Genomic DNA, 20,276 nt, shown 5'->3' on the forward strand with positions numbered 1-20,276 from the left:
AATTGGAATTATTTCAATTTCTGATTATATTCTTCCTCGTCAAACCCTAAAATCAAACCTGAACTGTACTCAATTACAGGTCTTTTGATCATACTGGTATTTGATATAAGTGTTTTATTGGCAGAAGAAGCATCTGTAACAGCCTCTTTTTCCTCATCCGTCAGTTTTTTCCAGGTTGTTCCTTTTTTGTTGACTAATTTTTCCCAGTCGACCTGTTTTTCCCATTTTTTTAATTGTTCATCTGATACTCCTTCTTTCTTGAAATCGTGAAAGGTGTAATCGAGTTTATGATCAGCCAGATAATCGAGGGCTTTTTTTACTGTATTGCAGTTTTTTATTCCGTAAACGTGAAGCATAATATTGAAAGACTTAAATATGGTAATATTTCAAATATATTATTTTTAGTTGTAATAGTCTTTTCCCTTTCGGATAAATAATGTCACCTTTGTATTACGATTGTTTTGTGTCCTATAATCAATGTAAACCTGCGTGAGATGGTGTAACTTTTACACTATATGATTAGGAGTAGTTAAAAATTATTTTTAACTTAGGACCACAAAATAAAGAGGAACAGAATCAATAAATTTTAAAACAATACAATGAGCCTAAAAGATTTTAAAGGTGTGTTGACCGGCGATCAAGTTCAAGAGTTATTTGAAATTGCTAAAAAACACAAATTCGCATTACCGGCAGTTAATATTATCGGTACTAATTCAATTAATGCTGTAATGGAAACAGCGAAAGCTGTTAATTCTCCAGTTATCATCCAACTTTCAAACGGAGGAGCACAATTCTATGCAGGAAAAACTTTAAACAATGACAATTTAAAGGCTTGCGTATTAGGTGCAGTTTCTGCAGCACAGCATGTTCATCTTTTGGCTGAACACTATGGTGTAGCTGTAATTTTGCATACAGATCATGCAGCTAAAAAATTATTGCCCTGGATAGACGGATTGTTAGATGCAGGTGAGAAATTCTTTGCTCAACACGGTAAACCTTTATTCTCTTCGCACATGCTGGATCTTTCTGAAGAGCCAATAGAAGAAAATCTTGAGATCTCTAAAAAATATCTGGAGCGTATGAAACCGCTTGGTATGACCATTGAAATTGAACTTGGTGTAACCGGAGGTGAAGAAGACGGTGTGGACAACTCTGATGTTGACAGCTCCAAATTATATACTCAACCGGAAGAAGTAGCGTATGCATTTGAAGAATTATCTAAAATTTCTGACAAATTCACTGTTGCGGCAGCTTTTGGTAATGTACATGGTGTATACAAGCCAGGAAACGTAAAATTACAGCCTGTTATTTTGCATAATTCTCAGGAGTATGTAAAAGAAAAATTCGGATTGAATGCAGAGAAGCCAGTTAATTTTGTATTCCACGGGGGGTCAGGTTCTTCTGCTGAAGAAATCGAAGAAGCAATCTCATACGGAGCGATCAAGATGAATATCGATACCGATATGCAGTGGGCTTTCTGGGATGGAGTTCGTGGATATGAAGCTAAGAACCATGATTATTTACAAGGACAGATCGGCAATCCGGAAGGAGCAGATTCACCAAACAAAAAATACTACGATCCGCGTGTATGGTTGCGTAAAGGTGAAGAAGCTTTTGTAACTCGTCTTACACAGGCTTTCGAAGAATTAAACGCTGTCGACGTAAACAGCAAACTGTAATCTGTATTGCTCTGCTTCAGGCAGAAAATGTATAGTATTATTAAATATGTTAAAAAAGCTCAATTCTAAGGATTGAGCTTTTTTATTGCCTTTTTATTTTCTAACTTTCCTTTGATCAAGAAAGAAGATATGTATCAGCAGCGGTTTTTGAATTTTTTGCGTTTTGAGAAACGGTATTCTAATCACACGATTGAAGCTTATACGCATGAATTAGATGTTTATTTTACTTTTCTTCAGGATCAGGCTATTCCCGAGAATGAAGCTGATCATCGGGTTATACGGCTTTATCTTTCCCATCTGATGGAAGGTGGGCGGCAGGCAACTTCTGTAAACCGTTCTATTTCAGCTTTACGTACTTATTATAAGTTTTTACAACGGGAATCTTTGACAGACCAGAATCCTTTGACTTTAATCAAAGCATTAAAAACCCCGAAGAAATTACCATCTGTCATGGAGAAAGATAAGATGGTTGGTCTTCTGGATCAGATGGAAGGAGAGGTAGATTCTTTCACTGATGAGCGGGATTATTTGGTTTTGGAACTGCTTTTTGGAACAGGTATACGTTTGACAGAGTTATTACAAATAAAGATTACGGATATTGATTTTTATAATAAAAATATCCTTATATTAGGAAAGAGGAACAAGGAAAGACTTGTTCCGGTCAACCATACACTTTTAGAAAAACTAAAGATTTATATCCAGCAATTGGATAATCAAAAAAAAGACAACAAAACTGCGTTCTTAATTGTTACTAAAGAAGGGAAGCAGGCATATCCTAAGATGATCTACCGGATCGTTCATCGGTATTTAAGCCTGATCTCGACACAGCGTAAAAAAAGCCCGCATGTATTGCGGCATACATTTGCTACAGCTCTGCTGGATAACGGAGCAGATCTGAATGCAATAAAAGAGTTATTGGGACATGCCGGATTGGCGGCCACTCAGGTGTATACGCACAACTCGGTAGAGAGATTAAAATCAGTTTACAAACAAGCCCATCCAAAGGCTTAAAAAAAGGAGGAAAAATGAACATTACTGTGCAATCCATTAAATTTGATGCAGATCAAAAACTTGTAGATTTCATTAAAAAGAAAACATCTAAGTTAGAGCAGTTTTTAGACAGCATAATCGAAGGCGTATGTTATCTGAGACTGGAGAATGTAGACGACGAAGAAAATAAGGTGGTAGAACTAAAATTGAATATTCCGGGAAATCAATTGTTTGCCAAAGCACAGGCAAAGAGCTTTGAAGAAGCAACAGATGTCGCTGTGGAATCCATTAGGAGACAGATTAACAAACATAAGACGAAAACACGAACTGCTACGAGCAATCATAAAGAATTACTCAATTCGGAAGAGGAAGAGTATTAACATTTTAACACTTTTAGAGAAGGCTAGCCGTAAGGTTAGCCTTTTTTATTTAGAATAAATTGAAATAATAAACGAATTTATTTGGATTCAATCTTAATAGTCATTACATTCGCATTGTATTAATTTTATCGATCGGATATCAAGTATGTCAATGATAGCAAAAATTTGTCCTTTAGCTGAAGTAGAAGAGGTCTTTATGACCGCTCAGGGTGCGGTGTATCAGTGTAGCAGAAAAAATAACTACTGGCTGGATTTTCAGGATAAGACAACGTCTTTCAGTGTGTCAGATTTCTTTTGTTTTAAAAGAAAAGTAGATGCTATAGATGTTGATGCTATGCTTCATGATGCTTCACGTACGTCTGATTTTGAGATTATTATGCCTTTCCGCACAGAAAGATGCTTTATATTGTCCGTACAGGATGTTCTTGACCTGAGAGAAATTCTGAATGGTGCCAAATTTATGATTGAACTGAATAGTGTAGTCAGATCCTGTTTACGTACCTGCCCTGCACCTGTTCTGGTCGGATAAGTCTTCTTTGTAATTGTATTGATTCTAAATAAGTTAGCGTTAAAAAGTCTAATTTAGACTTAATTTGTATTGTACTTTTTTTATACTAACTGCATAACTTCGTTGTACCTTTGTATCAAAGGAAAGCGAATATGTGTCTTTCCACATTAATGTTTAACAGAATTTTAAAATATACTAATATGAAAGATTTATTGAAATTAAAATCATCTCTGGCACAAGAGATCGAAAATATATTAAATGCACAAATCAAAGTTGAAGCTCATTCTTCAGCACTTTACCTGGCTATGTCTTCATGGTGTGATGATCAGGGTTTGGATTTCAGTTCAGATTTTTTTGCAAAACAATCTAATGAAGAGCGTGAGCATATGTTGAAATTATTCAACTACATCAACAACAGAGGTGGTCGTGCAGTGTCTCCTGAAATTACGGGTATTCCTACAGACTTCGAATCATTCAGAAGCGTGTTTGAGCAAACACTTGAGCAGGAAATGTTTGTTACTGAGCAATTCAATCAGATTGCTGACAAATGTATGAAAGCTAAAGATTATGTTACTTTTAACTTTGTTCAGTGGTTCCTTGAGGAGCAGGTGGAAGAAGAGTATGTAGCAAGACGTATTCTGGAAATGTTTGATGTTATTGGTGAAGAGGGAACAGGACGTTGGGAAATTGACAAACACGTAAACAAAGTAGCACTTGGTGCAGAATAATATTTAATCGTTAGAATACAGAAAGAGGATACCCTAAAGGTGTCCTCTTTTTGTTTGTGAAAATATATTTTAAGAATACGTTAAGTCTGAAAACAGCGTTTGTACTATATATTCTCTGCGTTTTGTAAAGAAGAATTGACAAATCATGGATAGATGTGTTTTTAATGCTATTTTTTTAGATACCTGATTATTATTGTGCGTAATTTTTTTTATATTGACAAAAGTAAATTAAAAGAATAGAAGTTTGGCTACTCCTCGTTTTCGGCTACATTTTATTTTTCTTTTTTCTTTGGTATTTATTTCGGTTACGGTAAACGCTCAATCGAAAAAAATAACCATTGAAGGGCTCGTGGTGGATACTGCAGGAATACCGCTTAAAGGAGTTAGCGTACGTCTGACTGCTCCAGGAGGTGCATTTACTCAAGCCTCAGCGGCCAATGGCCGTTATACATTCACGGCTGTACCGTTAGGGCAGATTCGTGTTACCTATAGTTTATTAGGTTATCAGATTACAGACAAGGCCTATTCTGCTACAGAATTAGTCACGCGATCTTCTCTTCCCACTATTATTTTGTCTCCGCAGTCTGAATTACTCAAGGAGGTGGTGATTGTAAAAACGATTCCGGTAATATATAAGCAGGATACGGTGCAGTATAATATGAATGCCTATAATTTTCAGAAGAGACTGCTGCTGGAAGATGCTCTTAAGCAATTACCCAATATTCAGGTATCCCGGGATGGTTCTGTATTTGCTTTCGGAAAACCTATTACCTCCGTTCAGGTGGAAGGAAAAAAGTTTTTTGGTGGAGATGTGCTTACAGCTACCCGTAATCTGCCTGCCGATTTTGTAAAGAATTTACAGATTATAGATTATTACGGAGATTATAATGCTTCTAAAGGTACCAAGAGCGGAGAGCCTGAAAAGATTATCAACATTGTCTTAAAGGATGATAAAAAGAAGATTGTCTTTGGTCAGGTAACAGGTGGAATTGGTACGGAAGATCGTTACCTGATGAGTGGAGGGATTAATAAGTTTAACGATGGGCAGGAATTATCCCTGATCGGATCTATCAATAATACGAATACCAGTCTTTTTACCTTTGGTTCTCCAAGCGGAGGAAGCCGGGAGCGTTCTATGGGAGAGCTAGCTGATTTCGCTGATCCTACAGATGGTCTCAACACCACTACATCGCTGGGTGGTAGTTTTTCTGATAATCTTACCAAAACGACTACGGTCAACGGGCAGTACACTTTTACCAAAAGACAAAATCTGATTGACGGTAATTCCTTGTTGCAATCCGTATATAGCAACAATTCTATTTTCAATCAGGAAGATTATCAGGTGGACACAAAAGATTTTAGCCATAGGATGGCACTTAATTTTGATTCGAAATTCAAGAATAATGATATCTTAAAGATTGAGCCTGTATTTTCCTATAACCGGACGTATATTAATAACTACAGGGAAAAAAAACTCCGGAATAATGTATTGACCAATGACGGGACTTATTCATCTATTTCCAAGAATTTTTCCCCTAATCTGGATATCGACGCTTTATATTCTAAATCCTTTAAAAAACCAGGGCGTAAATTGGTTTTTAATATGAGAATGAGTGCCGGTTCAAGCAGTAAGGATGAACAGGTAACAGATCGCTATATCATTCAGGATGCAATGAAAAAGAATAACAATTACTCCTTCTTTCTGCAGCGGCAATATATAGAGACCGTGAGTGATAACAGGTCTATTAAAGTAAATGGATCTTACATTGAGCCTATTAACGCGCAGAGTTCTCTGGAAGTAAGTTATGAATTTGAACGGAATGATATTGATGCGGACAGGAGAGTGGAAGATCTGGAGCGTTCTCAGTTATTGGGATATATGGTATTTGTAGATTCACTGGGGCTTAATTATGATTATAAATATAGCAGCAATCAGACGGCTATTAATTATCAATATGATTCCAGGGATAAGAAGTTTAAATATAATCTGGGATTCGGGGTACAGCCGCTGGAAATATCCGGCAGATTATATGCTGAAGATGAACAATATACCTATGATAATGTAAACCTGATTCCTACCGCAGGCTTCAAATGGAAAATCAATGATCAGACCGACTTCTCGATTGATTATATGGGGAAGAATAATCAGCCTAACTTTTACCAGATTCAGCCTATCCGGGATGTATCCAACTCGCAGAATATTATTGTTGGTAATCCGGCTCTGAAAGCAGAATTTACCAACCGTATTTCCAGTCGTTTCCGCAAGTCGTTGGTTTCTAAGGGACAATATTTTGAAGCTAATCTGTCTTATAATTTTGTGCAGAATAAAATTGCGACAGATAAGATCTCTCTGAATAATACAACTGTTCAACAGACCAGTTATCAGAATATGTCGGGATACTATGATATACGTTCGTATTATTTGTTTTCTTCTCCTTTTATCTCTGATGATTTTCAGCTGAATATTAACGGGAACGGAGATTTCTACAACAATGTCTCCATGGTAAATAAAGCATTGGTGACAAACAGACAGTTTATATATTCACAGTCAATGCAGCTGCGTTATATGATTGACGACATTATGGAGTCTGAATTTAACGGTAACTATATGTTAAATTCGGCTACTTACAAATGGCCGTTTAAGAGTAATATTACAGCACATTCATTTGTGTTGAGCTTGGGTAATAAGTTTTACTTTAATGAGCATATGACGCTTGGAGTAGAGGTGTCTCAACGTTTTAATGACGGTTACAGAGGTACAGCAAAGAATGTTAACCCAACTGTTATCAACTCCTACTTTGAATGTACATTTTTGCCCAATAAACTCGCCATGTTGAGATTGCAGGGTTTTGACCTGCTGAATCAGAATACCGGAATCTCCCGTGAGATTCTTGGCAATGATATCCTCGACGTTCGTAATAACCGTTTGGCGCGTTATTTTATGTTATCCTTGAATCTGCGGTTGCAGAAGTATCCTAAAAAATCATAGTATGAAAGCAGTCGTTATTTCTTCATTCGGAGGTCCTGAAGTATTAAAAGTTGAAGAGAGACCAGTTCCTACAGTTGGAGACCACGAAGTATTGATACGCGTGAAGGCTGCCGGAATCAACAGACCTGATGTTTTTCAGCGGAAGGGTAATTATCCGGCTCCTGCAGGAGTTGTTGCCGATATTCCGGGATTGGAGATAAGTGGAGTTATTGAGGCAACCGGAAGTCTGGCTGGTTCCTGGAAAACAGGGGACGACGTACTGGCTTTGGTTGCAGGAGGCGGATATGCAGAGTATGTTGTGGTAGATGCCGGCAGTTGTATGCTTAAACCTGAAAATCTCAGTTATGAAGAAGCTGCCGCAATACCGGAGACTGTTTTTACGGTATGGCATAATCTTTTTGAGCGGGGTCAGTTAAAGAAAGGAGAGCGTGTACTTATACATGGAGGATCGGGTGGAATAGGCTCTACCGCAATTCAGCTGGCTACGTTGTCCGGAGCGGAGGTATACGCTACTGCAGGCAGTAAGGAGAAGTGCGAATTTTGCGAATCGCTGGGTGCCGTGCGGGCCATCAATTATCATGAAGAAGATTTTGAAGAGGTACTCAAAGAAAGTGGAGTGGATGTGATACTGGATTGTATAGGTGGTGATTATTTTAATAAAAACATATCAATCCTTAACCCGGACGGCAGATTGGTTTATATCAATGCGATGGAAGGAGCAAAGGTGCAATTGAATATTCTGCAGATGATGCAAAAGCGTCTGTTAGTAACCGGAAGTACACTAAGGGCAAGAGATAAAAGCTTTAAAGCAGAGCTGACAGCAGCAGTAGTCGGTAATGTCTTCCCATTTATAGCATCTAAAGCATTTAAACCTATGGTTTTTAAGTCTTTTAATTTTACGCAAGCAGAAGAGGCGCATAGATTAATGGAGGAGGGTCATTTCCTCGGAAAGCTCGTGTTAACCTTCTAAATTGTAATATTTCCTTTGCTAAATACTTTTAGCAGCGATATAATCAAATTATTTTTTTATTTTAGTTCCGTTAATAGCTAACCATAATCAAGTAATATGAACTATATAGCAACAGCCTTACTCTGCCTTTCTACCGTCTGCGCTACCGCACAGGAAATCGGTAAGATCAGTAATCCTGTAGATTTTGTCAATCCATTAGTTGGAACACAATCGGATTATACTATTTCTAATGGAAATACGTATCCTGCGATTGCTTTGCCGTGGGGTATGAATTTCTGGAGTCCACAGACCGGAAAAATGGGAGACGGATGGATGTATACCTACAATGCGAATAAGATTCGCGGATTTAAGCAGACACACCAGCCTTCGCCGTGGATGAACGATTATGGTCAGTTTGCTATTATGCCTACTGTTGGAATAAAGACTTTTGATCAGGATAAAAGAGCAAGTTGGTTCAGTCATAAAGCTGAAATTTCAAAACCTCATTTTTATGAAGTATATCTTGCTGATTATGATGTAAAAACAGAGATTACCCCAACAGAACGTGCAGCTTATTTTCGTTTCACCTTTCCTAAAACAGAGGAAGCTTATGTGCTGATTGATGCTTTTGATAAAGGTTCTTACGTAGAAGTTATTCCGCGTGAGCAGAAGATTATCGGTTACTCCACAAAAAACAGTGGTGGTGTTCCCGACAATTTTAAGAATTATTTCGTGATGACTTTTGATCATCCATTTGCTAATATTTCCACCTTTGCCGATTCTGTACTAAAAGATGACCGCTATCTGATTAAGGCGGATCATGTAGGTGCTATTGTAGGATTTAAGATCGCTAATCGTGGTGATCAGGTCTTAATGAAGGTAGCTTCTTCTTTCATCAGTCCGGAACAGGCTGAGATCAATCTGAAGGAACTGAATAGCGTTACTTTCGATCAGCAGGTGTTAAAAGGAGAGAAGAAGTGGAATGAAGAACTGGCAAAGGTGGAGATCGAAGGCGGTTCCATAGATCAGGTTCGTACATTTTATTCTTCTTTATACCGCTCTTTATTATTCCCGCGAATGTTCTATGAATTGGATGCGCAAGGAAACGTCATGCATTACAGTCCGTATACTGGAGAGGTCAAGCCTGGCTATTTCTTTACAGATACAGGTTTTTGGGATACATTCAGAGCCTTATTTCCTTTCCTGAATCTGATGTATCCGGAAATGAGTGAGAAGATGCAGGAAGGATTGGCAAATGCGTATCGTGAAGGAGGGTTTTTGCCGGAATGGGCAAGCCCGGGCTTTAGAAATGTGATGGTTGGAAATAATTCGGCCTCTGTCGTTGCAGATGCCTGGGTAAAGGGTGTAAAGGTAAACAACAAGGATATAGAAACCTTGTATGAAGCTGTCATTAAAGGTGCTAATAATGCTGGTCCGCTGACTGCTGTAGGCCGGGCAGGTGCTGAGTATTATAAAACACTGGGATATGTGCCTTATGATGTGAAGATTAATGAGAATGCAGCTCGTACATTAGAATATGCGTATGACGATTTTGCAATCTATCAACTGGCCAAGTCTCTGGGAGGCCGTCAGCAAGATGTAGATTTGTATCGCAAGCGCTCTTTTAATTATAAAAATTTATTTGATCCTGCCTCAGGATTAATGCGTGGCAAAAATAAAGACGGATCTTTTCAATCTCCATTTAATGCTTTCAAATGGGGGGATGCATTTACAGAGGGTAACAGCTGGCATTACAGCTGGTCTGTATTTCAGGATGTGAACGGATTGGCTCAGTTAATGGGTGGACATCGTGCTATGGAAATCAAACTGGATTCGGTTTTCTCTTTACCTCCGGTTTTTGATGATTCTTACTATGGTTTTCCTATCCATGAGATCAGAGAGATGCAGATTGCCAATATGGGACAATATGCCCACGGTAATCAACCTATTCAGCACATGATCTATCTGTATGGCCATATTGGGGCACCATGGAAAACGCAGTATTGGGTTCGCGAAACGATGAACAGGATGTATGCACCTACTCCGGATGGGTATTGCGGAGATGAGGATAACGGACAGACTTCTGCCTGGTATGTGTTCTCAGCACTTGGGTTTTACCCGGTAACTCCGGCAACAGATGAGTATATATTAGGAGCTCCTTTATTTAAAAAAGCTACATTACATTTATCAAATGGCAAAAAAGTAGTAATACAGGCACCTCAAAATTCAGATACCAACCGTTATATCAAATCGATGAAATGGAATGGTAAGAATTATACAAAAAATTATATCAACCACAGCGAGTTGATCAAGGGTGTAAATTTATCTTTTGATATGAGTGCTGAACCTAACAAGAACAGAGGTACTGTAAAGGCTGACTTTCCGTACTCACTAAGTTATGAACAGTAAAGATTTTTATAATTAGTTTGTTTTGTTGAATAGGTTCCGGATTTCCGGAGCCTATTTTTTTAGGCTTTTCTGATACATCAATGGTGTCGTTTCCTTTATTTTTTTGAAAGCCTTATGAAAACTGACAAAATTCTGAAATCCACTCTCAAAACAGATTTGTTTTACAGGCATTTCCTGTTCCATCAGCAACCGGGAAGCATGTCCGATCCGGAGTTCGGTTATAAATTCTATCGGTGTTTTACCGGTCTTGGATTTGAAGAATCTACAAAAGGAATTTTCTGTCATCCCTATAATCTGGGCCAACTCAGTCAGACTGATCTTATTTCTGTAATGTTGAGTCGCATATTGAATAATGGCATTTAAGCGGTCATGATCCCCGAGATGACTCTGGAATTCATAGGTAGATCGTGTTAATCTTTCATATTCATCGCTGGTAGCCAGTACATTGAGTGCTTCCAGAAGGATGATGATCCGGGAAGCACCGCTTGCTGATAGTAGTTTTTCCAATAAGTTCCGCAGTATCTCTCTCGTCTTTCCATATATCTGCAATCCTTGCTTAGCTTTAACGAATAACTCTTTCAATTTTCGGTTTTCCGGTAAATTGAAAAATACTTCTCCTAAAAAGTTCTCTCTAAAATGGGCGACGCGGATATCTGCATTGTCCTGCAGGTATTGTTCATCAAATAGCCAGTAGTGTGGCAGATTTGTTCCCAGAAGCACCATATTGTCATTTTCGAAGTTATTGATACTATCTCCTATAAATTGAGTTCCGCTGCCTTGAGCAATATGAATCAGCTCTAGCTCTTCATGGTAATGCCAGTTGTTGTGTTGCTGAGGTTTTACGTCATTCCGAATGGAGAATGAGGCTGCTGCCGGTGTACCGAAGGTGAGGAGTTGAGGTTTCATTTCTTCAAAATTATAAAGAATACTTGCATAAATAGTAATTCTTTTATACAAATAAAGGTAAAATAGCTTAATAATTGGGTAATATCCATTAATGTATTCAAAATATTATTTGCGAATTTTACAGTAATCAATTATAAATAATTAGTAAGACAATTACGTATGACAAAAACTAAAAGCTATTCTCTGGCTCTGGTATTGGTAATCTCCCTGTTTTTCTTTTGGGGATTTATTCACAATCTGGATCCGATTCTGATACCACATTTGCGTATGGCATTCAGCCTCACGACTTTTCAGGCATCGCTAGTGGATTCGGCTGTTTTTATAGCCTATTTTGTAATGGCTATTCCTGCAGGTCTGTTAATGAAGAAATATGGATACAAGGCCGGTATTCTGATCGGTTTGATCTTTTTTGCTTTAGGATGTTTTCTTTTTGTTCCTGCGGCAAACACGATGAGTTATGTTTTCTTTCTGGGTGCACTATTTGTAGTAGCCTGCGGACTCACTATTCTGGAGACAGCAGCTAATCCTTATGTAACAGTTTTAGGGGATCCTAATACAGCTACTCAACGCCTTAATTTTGCACAGTCCTTTAATGGTCTTGCCGCTTTTGTAGCGCCTATACTTGGTGGTGAATATATCCTTACGGAAGAACCAAAGTCAGCCGAAGAACTGGCTGCATTAAGTGATCAGGCCCGTAATGCGTATTTACAATTGGAAACTTCTTCTGTAAAGTTACCCTATGTTATTCTGGGCGTACTCATTCTGGTGGTAGCGGCTATCTTTTACTTCACCCGTTTGCCTGATATTAAAGATGATGAGGAAAAGACAAAATCAGGCTTTTTTCATGCATTCAAGCATAAAAATGTTTCATGGGCAGTGCTTGCTCAGTTCTTTTATGTGGGCGCACAGGTCTGTGTACTAAGTTTTCTGGTTCTTTTTGCTACGGATGCAGCAGGTATTGCCCCTAAGGAGGCTAAATATTATGCAGGTGTAGCCGGTTTAGCTTTTATGCTGGGAAGATTTGTCGGTACATTCTTTATGAAATTTGTGTCAGCACCTAAATTGCTGGCTATTTATTCCGTGATATCTATACTGTTATCGTTTGTTGTGATCTTCGGATCCGGAGTAATTACCTTATATGCACTGATCGGTATTTCTTTCTTTATGTCCATTATGTTTCCGACTATTTTTGCGATTGGTGTACAGGGAATCGGATCAGATACAAAATCTGCATCCAGTCTGATCGTTATGTCCATTGTCGGAGGTGCTATTTTACCTCCTATATTAGGCTATATCTCCGATCATACCGGCCATTTACAATATGGATATTTTGTTCCGTTGGTATGTTTTGTGGTAGTTCTGCTATTTGCCATGAAGAACAGTAATTTAGTCATTGAAGAAACAGAAGATATTAAAACACATTAATACAATTGAATATGAAACGATATACACTGGGGCTGGATTTGGTTGATGACCCTAAGTTGATAAACGAATACGAGACTTATCATGCTGCTGTCTGGCCTGAGATTAAGAAGTCAATTACCGATGCGGGAGTGGAGTCGATGGAGATTTACAGGTTTGCTAATCGTCTTTTCATGATTATGGAAGTAAATGACAGCTTTTCATTTGAACGTAAAGGAGAGATGGACAGCGGTAATCCTAAAGTGCAGGAGTGGGAAGAGTTGATGTGGAAATACCAGGTGGCTATACCCGGTGCTAAGGCTGGTGAGAAATGGGTGCTATTGGATAAAATATTTGATTTAAGTAAGTAATGGAAACTACAAAACAATTGTTTCTGCAAATCCACCCTTCGGATAATGTGCTGGTGGCTTTACGTGATTTACAGAAAGGGACGTTAATTAATTGGGAAGGTCAGCAATTTGAATTGCTTCAGGATGTGGCTGCAAAGCATAAGTTTACGATCAGTCCGCTTGCTGCAGACGCAGAAGTGCATATGTATGGTGTACTGGTGGGGAAAGTAAATTATGCCTTGCAACAGGGCGAACTGATCTCTACTGATAATCTGCGTCATGCTGCTGAAGATTTCAGAATGGGGAAGCGCAAGCTGAACTGGAATAAACCTGATGTATCATCGTTTAAAGATAAGACTTTCAATGGATATCATCGTTCTAACGGAACGGTTGGTACAGCTAATTACTGGCTCGTTATTCCGTTGGTTTTTTGTGAAAACAGAAATGTCCTGACCTTAAAAGCAGCGTTCGAAGAAAAGCTGGGGTATAAGGTAAAAGCTAATGATTATACCACTGAAGTAGATGATCTGATCAACCTGTATAAGTCCGGTGCTAATGTAGACGCAATCATTGCGCAGGATCTGAATGCGGGTTCGTCAGATAAAGAAGTGAAACGTCTGTTTGATAATGTAGATGGTATCAAGTTTCTGAATCATGATATGGGCTGTGGTGGTACACGTATGGATTCGGATGCACTATGTGGCCTGTTGGCAGGTTATATTACACATCCGAATGTTGCAGGAGCAACTGTATTGAGCTTAGGCTGCCAACACGCACAGGCATCTATTCTGAAGGATGAAATTCAGAAAAGAGATCCTCAGTTTGATAAACCTCTGTATGTATTTGAGCAACAGAAAGAAGGTACTGAAAAGGAACTGATGCAAAAAGCTATTAAAGCGACTTTTGCGGGTATGATGCAGGCCAATCAGCAGGAGCGTAAACCTGCTACACTGGATAAATTATGTATCGGTCTTGAATGTGGCGGATCTGATGGTTTTTCAGGTATTTCAGCTAATCCGGCTTTAGGGTATTTGTCTGATATACTGGTTAGTCTGGGGGGCTCGGTGATTCTGGCTGAATTTCCTGAACTATGCGGAGTCGAACAGGAACTCAGTGACAGATGTATTGATGAAGAAACAGCGACCAAATTTATGAGTCTTATGCGTACATATAATGCTAAGGCTGAAGCAGATGGTTCAGGATTCTATATGAATCCTTCACCTGGGAATATCCGGGATGGTCTGATTACGGATGCTATTAAATCCGCAGGAGCTGCTAAAAAGGGAGGGACATCGCCTGTAACTGCGGTGGTCGATTATCCGGAACTGGCTAACAAACCCGGTCTGAATCTTTTATGTACTCCGGGCAATGATGTAGAAAGTACTACAGCTGAAGTTGCAGCAGGTGCAAATGTGGTGTTGTTCACTACAGGGTTGGGCACACCTACAGGAAATCCTATCACTCCGGTGGTCAAATTATCTACGAATACAAAGACGTATGAAAAAATGCCGGATATAATAGACCTCAACTGCGGAACTATTATTGAAGGGGAGGAAAGTATTGAACAGGCTGCACATCGTATCCTGGATTATGTAATATCTGTGGCAAATGGTGAAATAAAACCGAAGGCTGTATTGCTTGGTCAGGATGATTTTATTCCCTGGAGAAGAGGAGTTTCTTTATAAAATTTTTAGATACATGTACTACCCGGACTGTTTGCCCGGGTTTTAAGATCATAATATGAGTAAATTAGTTAATAAATCAGCCATTATCACAGGCGGTGGCAGCGGAATCGGGAAAGCCATTAGTTTGTTATTTGCTTCTGAAGGTGCGGAAGTTCATATTCTGGACCTCAATACGGATGGTGCTGAACAGGTAGTAGAAGAGATTGTTGCTGCCGGAGGAAAAGCAAAGGCACATGTTTGTAATGTTGCTATCCAAAGTGAAGTGGTGGCTGTCGTGGAAAGTATCGGTACTGTGGATATTCTGGTCAATAATGCTGGTATAGCCCACGTAGGTAAATTGGAGGGTTGTACTTCGGAAGATTTTGACCGTGTATTCAATGTCAATGTTAAAGGTGCCTATAATGCGCTGTATGCAGCTGTTCCATTGATGAAAAAACAAGGTGGCGGAGCTATTCTGAATATGGCTTCTATTGCTGCATGGGTGGGTATCAGTGACAGATTTGCATATTCAATGAGTAAAGGTGCCATATTTGCAATGACGCTTTCCGTTGCACGTGATTATATGGAGGATGGTATTCGTTGTAACAGTATTTCACCTGCACGTGTTCATACTCCATTTGTAGATGGGTTTATTGCAAAGAATTACCCAGGGCAGGAAGCTGAAATGTTTGAAAAGCTTTCTAAAAGTCAGCCTATAGGCCGTATGGCTCAGCCGGAAGAAATTGCTAAACTCGCATTATTCTTATGCAGTGATGATGCAGGTTTTATTACGGGTAACGACTATCCTATAGACGGAGGCTTTATCAAATTAAATAATTAGGGCCAAAAATTGGAAAATAATAAAAAGAATTAGCAGGTTTGAAGAGCGAATAAGGCTAATTTGAACCTAAAAATCTAAATATTATTGAGTGCTTCATCCCGGTTATCGGGGTAAGATAATAACAGTTAAACACAAATTATATACAAATGAAATTAATACGTTTTGGTGAATCCGGAAAAGAAAAAATAGGCGTTCAGATTGATGGCGTTAATTATGATACTTCAGCCCTTGGCGGAGACTATAATGAATCATTTTTCGCTGAAGACGGCTTAGCCCGTTTAGAGGAATTTGTAAAAGCGAATGAAGGTAAATTATTGGAAATTCCTGCAAATTCTCGTCTTGGAGCACCATTCGCACGTCCTTCTAAGATTGTATGTATTGGTCTTAATTATAAAGATCATGCAGAAGAGACCGGAGCAGCTATTCCGAAAGAGCCTATTATTTTTATGAAGTCGACTACCGCACTGGTAGGACCACACGATCAGGTCGTAATTCCTAAAAACTCAGTCAAAACAGATTGGGAAGTGGAATTCGGAATCGTAATCGGCAAGAAAGCTTCCTATGTTGAAGAGTCTGAGGCTCTGGATTACGTGGCTGGTTATGTCTTACACAATGATGTTTCCGAACGGGAATTTCAGATCGAGCGCGGTGGTACATGGGACAAAGGAAAAGGTTGTGATACTTTTGCACCGATGGGACCTTACCTGACTACAGCAGATGAGATTGCTGATATCAATAACGTTCGTTTGTGGCTAAAAGTTAACGGAAAAACCTATCAGGACGGAAATACTAAAAACTTAATATTTTCTGTTCCTTATATTGTAAGCTATGTGTCCCAGTTTATGACCTTATTACCTGGAGATGTGATCTCTACCGGAACTCCGGCAGGTGTAGGTCTTGGCTTTAATCCACCGATCTATCTGAAAGCCGGAGATATAATCGAGCTTGGTGCAGATGGTTTAGGTGAATCCCGTCAGGAAGTAGTCGCTTATTCTGGTAAATAATTGTAAAGTATGCGCATTGATTCTCATCAGCATTTCTGGCATTTTGATCCCGTACGTGATAGCTGGATAACTGATCAAATGGAGGTAATCCGTCGTGATTTTTTACCTCAGGATCTGGAATTTATCTTACAGCGGAATGATATAGATGGCTGTATTGCGGTGCAGGCTGATCAATCACCTTCTGAAACCGAATTTCTGGTTCGGCTGGCACATCAGCATCCGTTTATAAAAGGAGTTGTTGGCTGGGTAGATTTACGGGCTTCGAATATTGATGAATTGTTGAGTAATTATCAGCAGGAATCTGTCATCAAAGGTTTCAGGCATATTGTAGAAGGAGAAAGCGATCCTGAATTTCTGATAAGAGATGATTTTCAAAACGGACTTTCCCGGTTAAGTAAGTATGGCTTTACGTATGATTTGTTGATTCGTCCGCGTCATTACGCCAGCACATTGATCTGTGTCGCGAATCATCCGGATCAACAATTTATTCTGGATCATATCGCCAAACCACCAATCAAATCTCAGGAATTCTATGAATGGGCATCCTTTATAAGTGCACTTGCAGAATATCCCAATGTGTACTGTAAGGTTTCTGGGCTTGCTACAGAGGCCGATTGGAGCGGCTGGAAACTGGATCACTTTTCTCAGTATCTGAATCATGTTTTTCTGTGTTTCGGGAAAGAGAGGATTATGTTTGGATCAGACTGGCCGGTGTGTCTTCTTGCGGCATCATATGAAGATAATCTGGCAATAGTCGGATCTAAGCTTGATGATTTTACATCTGCTGAAAAAGAAGCTTTCTGGGGACTGAATGCAGTAAAAGCATATAATCTATAATAAAGAATGTAATATGAACTTAAATCTAAAAGATAAAGTAGTTATTGTCACCGGGGGAGCTAAAGGCATAGGACGAGCAATTGTACTCGCATTGGCTGGTGAAGGAGCTATACCTGTGATCGTAGGTCGCAATGAAGCCGATAATAATAAGGTCAAAGCCGAAGTTGAACAACTAGGTATAGAGGCATTGTGTATTGAAGCAGAACTGTCTCTACCGGAGGAAAGCGCGAAAGCTGTAAACAAAACACTGGAGGTCTATGGCCGTATTGACGGGCTGGTCAATAATGCAGGTGTTAATGATGGGGTAGGCCTTGCTTCCGGCAATTATGAGAAGTTTGTCGCATCATTACATAAAAACCTGGTTCATTATTATCTGATGGCTCATCATTCATTAGAGGCTATAAAGAAATCAAAAGGCAGTATTGTGAATATTACCTCCAAAACTGCTGAAACGGGACAGGGAAACACATCTGCTTATGCTGCATCAAACGGGGGTAGAAATGCACTGACACGGGAATGGGCTGTGGAACTTTTGCCTTATTCTATACGGGTAAATGCTATTGTGGTCGCGGAATCTTCTACACCACAGTATGATAAGTGGATTCAGACACTGGATAATCCGGAGGAAACACTAAAGAAAATTACAGATCGTATTCCTTTGGAACATCGGATGACTACTCCGGAAGAGATTGCAAATACTACAGTTTTTCTGTTATCGGACAAATCAAGTCATACGACAGGACAGTTGATTCATGTAGATGGAGGTTACGTTCATCTGGATCGTTCTATTCTGGCTGAAAAGTAACATTCAGAAATAAAAATAATCTTTTAAGCGTCATCGTAAGTCAGGGTAACGGATATAAAATTCGTTGTTCAGTACTTACAATGACGCTTTTGTTATTTAAACAGGCTGGTGGCGGGTAAAACTAAAATATCAGTCTATTGTGTGAGTCTTTATTTATGTAAATAATATATATTCTTTATTTTCAATTATATATAATCATGAGTATGGGTTTATTTCGGTTCTAAAATCTGTTTATTCCTTAATTTCTCCCGCTAACTTACAGAGTTTATGTAGTTTTGCACCGAATATGTATTCAGGCAAAAAAATATGGAACAAACGTAGTATTCTTCTTTTTTCGGGAGGACTCATCACATTTGTTGTATTGGTGTTCTGTATGCTGCATCTGATGAATCAGCGACTGGAGAAACTGAATACTATTATTCTGAAAGAGATAAATGCGGAAAGTGCGCTGCTGGTTCAAAAAGAATTTGATGTTTTTGATCAAAGCATATTTTTGCTGAAAACCCTTGCCGAAACAAAAGAATTCCCTTCCATAGATCGTTTAATTCGGGAAGATAACAAGAAAAAATTTATTGTAGGTTATCAGATCTGGAAAGGAAAAGAAAAGGCTTCAAGATCGATTTTGCACCAAGAACTGTTTATTCCTTTGGCATCCGACCGGCTACAGTTGCAGGCCGTTATACCTCAGGAAGACGAAACTGCCACTTTTATAAAGACCCAGGAGGGAATGTATATCGTTCGTCAGTTAATGCTGGATGACGGGATATTACAGATCTATATAGATGTAAAGAAGCTCAATGAATACTTCTGGACTTCTTCTCTGGGTAACAGGTCATATTTCGAAATCTATAATGCAGACGGAATCTGCCTGCTAAATCCGGAACTGGAAAAAGTAGGCGTGCGGGATAACACAAAAGTCCGTCTGGATTATGATAAAGGAAGTGTGGTTATCAATTCCGATTATATTAAACTTCCTGTCTTAATTCAGAAATACAAAATACACGGTATATTGGGAGAATGCGATTTACTACTATCCACACTTTTTCTTTTAACGGATGAACAGGTGGAGGGTATTGTCAATCTGAGTATTCTGCTAGGTTTGATACTTGTATTTGCTATTGCTATTTTCCTGACTATTTTTTATCTGCAGCGCAGAAAAAACCATCGGCTGGAAGTTAATAATCTACAATACCAAAAGGAGCAGGCATTGTTGAAATTCGAACAGTTGCAGGAAAAGATGGATCCTCACTTTCTATTCAACAGTTTAGGGACTTTACAGCAGCTGATAGGTAAAGATGGGCAGTTGGCAAAGAGTTTTGTTACTAAGCTTGCCCGTGTTTATCGTAAATTGTTAAGTGCAGACGACTCCGGTCTTTCTTTGATTTCCACAGAACTTGAACTGGCTGAGGAGTATTTTTTCTTACAGAAGATTCGTTTTGGAGAAGGACTTTCCCCGTTAGATGTCCAGCTGGATTCGTCCATACGTAATAGAAAGGTTCCCCGTTTAAGCTTACAAATTCTGCTGGAGAATGCCATTAAACACAATGAAATCTCTTCAGAAAATCCGCTGTCAATCTGGATTTATCAGCAAGATCAGCGTATTGTCGTAAGTAATGAACTGCGACTGAGGCTTTCAGGTGACGAATCTAATGGGTATGGTACACAGTTTTTAGCTAATATTTATGATTATTATCAGATTAGTGGATTTGAAATAGTAGAGGACAAATCCTCGTTTAAAGTCTTTCTACCCATTATTTAGAAATTGTTTTATTTTTCTTCTGTCTAAAAGGAGGGTTCACTCCTGTATTAAGCGGTTTCACGGGTAATCGCTTTATA

The 20,276-nt window shown here is 39.0% G+C and carries 18 protein-coding genes; 16 read left to right on the forward strand and 2 right to left on the reverse strand.

The features are described 5' to 3' along the window. Positions 1-8 precede the first annotated feature (8 nt). Positions 9-356, reverse strand: coding sequence for an ArsC family reductase (locus B4B65_RS11165; protein ID WP_293915694.1), 348 nt, complete (start codon positions 354-356; stop codon positions 9-11). A 243-nt stretch (positions 357-599) separates the two neighbouring features. Between B4B65_RS11165 and fbaA the strand changes: the two genes are divergently transcribed. From fbaA to B4B65_RS11205, 8 genes are all read left to right on the forward strand, one after another. Next, positions 600-1,679: a class II fructose-bisphosphate aldolase gene (gene fbaA / locus B4B65_RS11170; RefSeq protein ID WP_002995594.1), complete on the forward strand. Its 1,080-nt coding sequence runs from the start codon at positions 600-602 to the stop codon at positions 1,677-1,679. Between the two features lie 129 nt (positions 1,680-1,808). Next, entirely contained in the window at positions 1,809-2,690 is an 882-nt protein-coding gene (locus B4B65_RS11175) for a tyrosine-type recombinase/integrase (RefSeq protein WP_293916766.1), read from the forward strand. A 14-nt stretch (positions 2,691-2,704) separates the two neighbouring features. Beyond that, complete coding sequence (gene hpf, locus B4B65_RS11180; RefSeq protein ID WP_002995592.1) at positions 2,705-3,049, forward strand: ribosome hibernation-promoting factor, HPF/YfiA family; 345 nt, start codon at positions 2,705-2,707, stop codon at positions 3,047-3,049. Between the two features lie 151 nt (positions 3,050-3,200). After that, positions 3,201-3,578 (forward strand): DUF6686 family protein, encoded by a 378-nt coding sequence (locus B4B65_RS11185; RefSeq protein ID WP_236582137.1) that lies wholly within the window; start codon positions 3,201-3,203, stop codon positions 3,576-3,578. A gap of 179 nt (positions 3,579-3,757) precedes the next feature. Further along, positions 3,758-4,285, forward strand: coding sequence for a ferritin (locus B4B65_RS11190; RefSeq protein ID WP_002995590.1), 528 nt, complete (start codon positions 3,758-3,760; stop codon positions 4,283-4,285). 244 nt (positions 4,286-4,529) lie between these two features. Continuing rightward, positions 4,530-7,274, forward strand: a complete 2,745-nt coding sequence (locus B4B65_RS11195) for a TonB-dependent receptor (protein WP_293915695.1) — start codon at positions 4,530-4,532, stop codon at positions 7,272-7,274. 1 nt (position 7,275) lies between these two features. After that, positions 7,276-8,244 carry an NAD(P)H-quinone oxidoreductase gene (locus tag B4B65_RS11200; protein WP_293915696.1) on the forward strand — a complete coding sequence of 323 codons (969 nt, stop codon included), beginning with the start codon at positions 7,276-7,278 and terminating at the stop codon, positions 8,242-8,244. Positions 8,245-8,340: 96 nt separating this feature from the next. Continuing rightward, positions 8,341-10,632, forward strand: coding sequence for a GH92 family glycosyl hydrolase (locus B4B65_RS11205; protein WP_293915697.1), 2,292 nt, complete (start codon positions 8,341-8,343; stop codon positions 10,630-10,632). A 51-nt stretch (positions 10,633-10,683) separates the two neighbouring features. Here B4B65_RS11205 and B4B65_RS11210 read toward each other — a convergent pair whose 3' ends face one another. Next, positions 10,684-11,538, reverse strand: coding sequence for a helix-turn-helix domain-containing protein (locus B4B65_RS11210; protein WP_293915698.1), 855 nt, complete (start codon positions 11,536-11,538; stop codon positions 10,684-10,686). 159 nt (positions 11,539-11,697) lie between these two features. Here B4B65_RS11210 and fucP point away from each other — a divergent pair, with 159 nt between their 5' ends. The 8 genes from fucP (at position 11,698) to B4B65_RS11250 (ending at position 20,199) form a co-directional block, all read left to right on the forward strand. Continuing rightward, entirely contained in the window at positions 11,698-12,963 is a 1,266-nt protein-coding gene (gene fucP / locus B4B65_RS11215; RefSeq protein ID WP_293915699.1) for an L-fucose:H+ symporter permease, read from the forward strand. 11 nt (positions 12,964-12,974) lie between these two features. After that, the gene (locus B4B65_RS11220; RefSeq protein WP_201679124.1) at positions 12,975-13,310 is read left to right on the forward strand and encodes an L-rhamnose mutarotase; all 336 of its coding nucleotides are present in this window, start codon (positions 12,975-12,977) and stop codon (positions 13,308-13,310) included. Further along, positions 13,310-14,974 (forward strand): UxaA family hydrolase, encoded by a 1,665-nt coding sequence (locus tag B4B65_RS11225; RefSeq protein ID WP_293915700.1) that lies wholly within the window; start codon positions 13,310-13,312, stop codon positions 14,972-14,974. Before B4B65_RS11220 ends, B4B65_RS11225 begins: the two co-directional genes overlap by 1 nt. Before the next feature lie 55 nt (positions 14,975-15,029). After that, the gene (locus B4B65_RS11230) at positions 15,030-15,794 is read left to right on the forward strand and encodes an SDR family NAD(P)-dependent oxidoreductase (RefSeq protein WP_293915701.1); all 765 of its coding nucleotides are present in this window, start codon (positions 15,030-15,032) and stop codon (positions 15,792-15,794) included. 146 nt (positions 15,795-15,940) lie between these two features. Next, positions 15,941-16,798 (forward strand): fumarylacetoacetate hydrolase family protein, encoded by an 858-nt coding sequence (locus B4B65_RS11235; RefSeq protein ID WP_293915702.1) that lies wholly within the window; start codon positions 15,941-15,943, stop codon positions 16,796-16,798. 9 nt (positions 16,799-16,807) lie between these two features. After that, entirely contained in the window at positions 16,808-17,635 is an 828-nt protein-coding gene (locus B4B65_RS11240) for an amidohydrolase family protein (RefSeq protein WP_293915703.1), read from the forward strand. A 13-nt stretch (positions 17,636-17,648) separates the two neighbouring features. Beyond that, positions 17,649-18,440, forward strand: coding sequence for an SDR family oxidoreductase (locus B4B65_RS11245; protein WP_293915704.1), 792 nt, complete (start codon positions 17,649-17,651; stop codon positions 18,438-18,440). Positions 18,441-18,726: 286 nt separating this feature from the next. Next, positions 18,727-20,199 carry a sensor histidine kinase gene (locus B4B65_RS11250; protein ID WP_293915705.1) on the forward strand — a complete coding sequence of 491 codons (1,473 nt, stop codon included), beginning with the start codon at positions 18,727-18,729 and terminating at the stop codon, positions 20,197-20,199. Positions 20,200-20,276 lie beyond the last annotated feature (77 nt).

Origin of the sequence: Sphingobacterium sp. UBA5789, assembly GCF_002418355.1 — a bacterium.
In the GTDB taxonomy this organism is placed as follows: Bacteria; Bacteroidota; Bacteroidia; order Sphingobacteriales; family Sphingobacteriaceae; genus Sphingobacterium.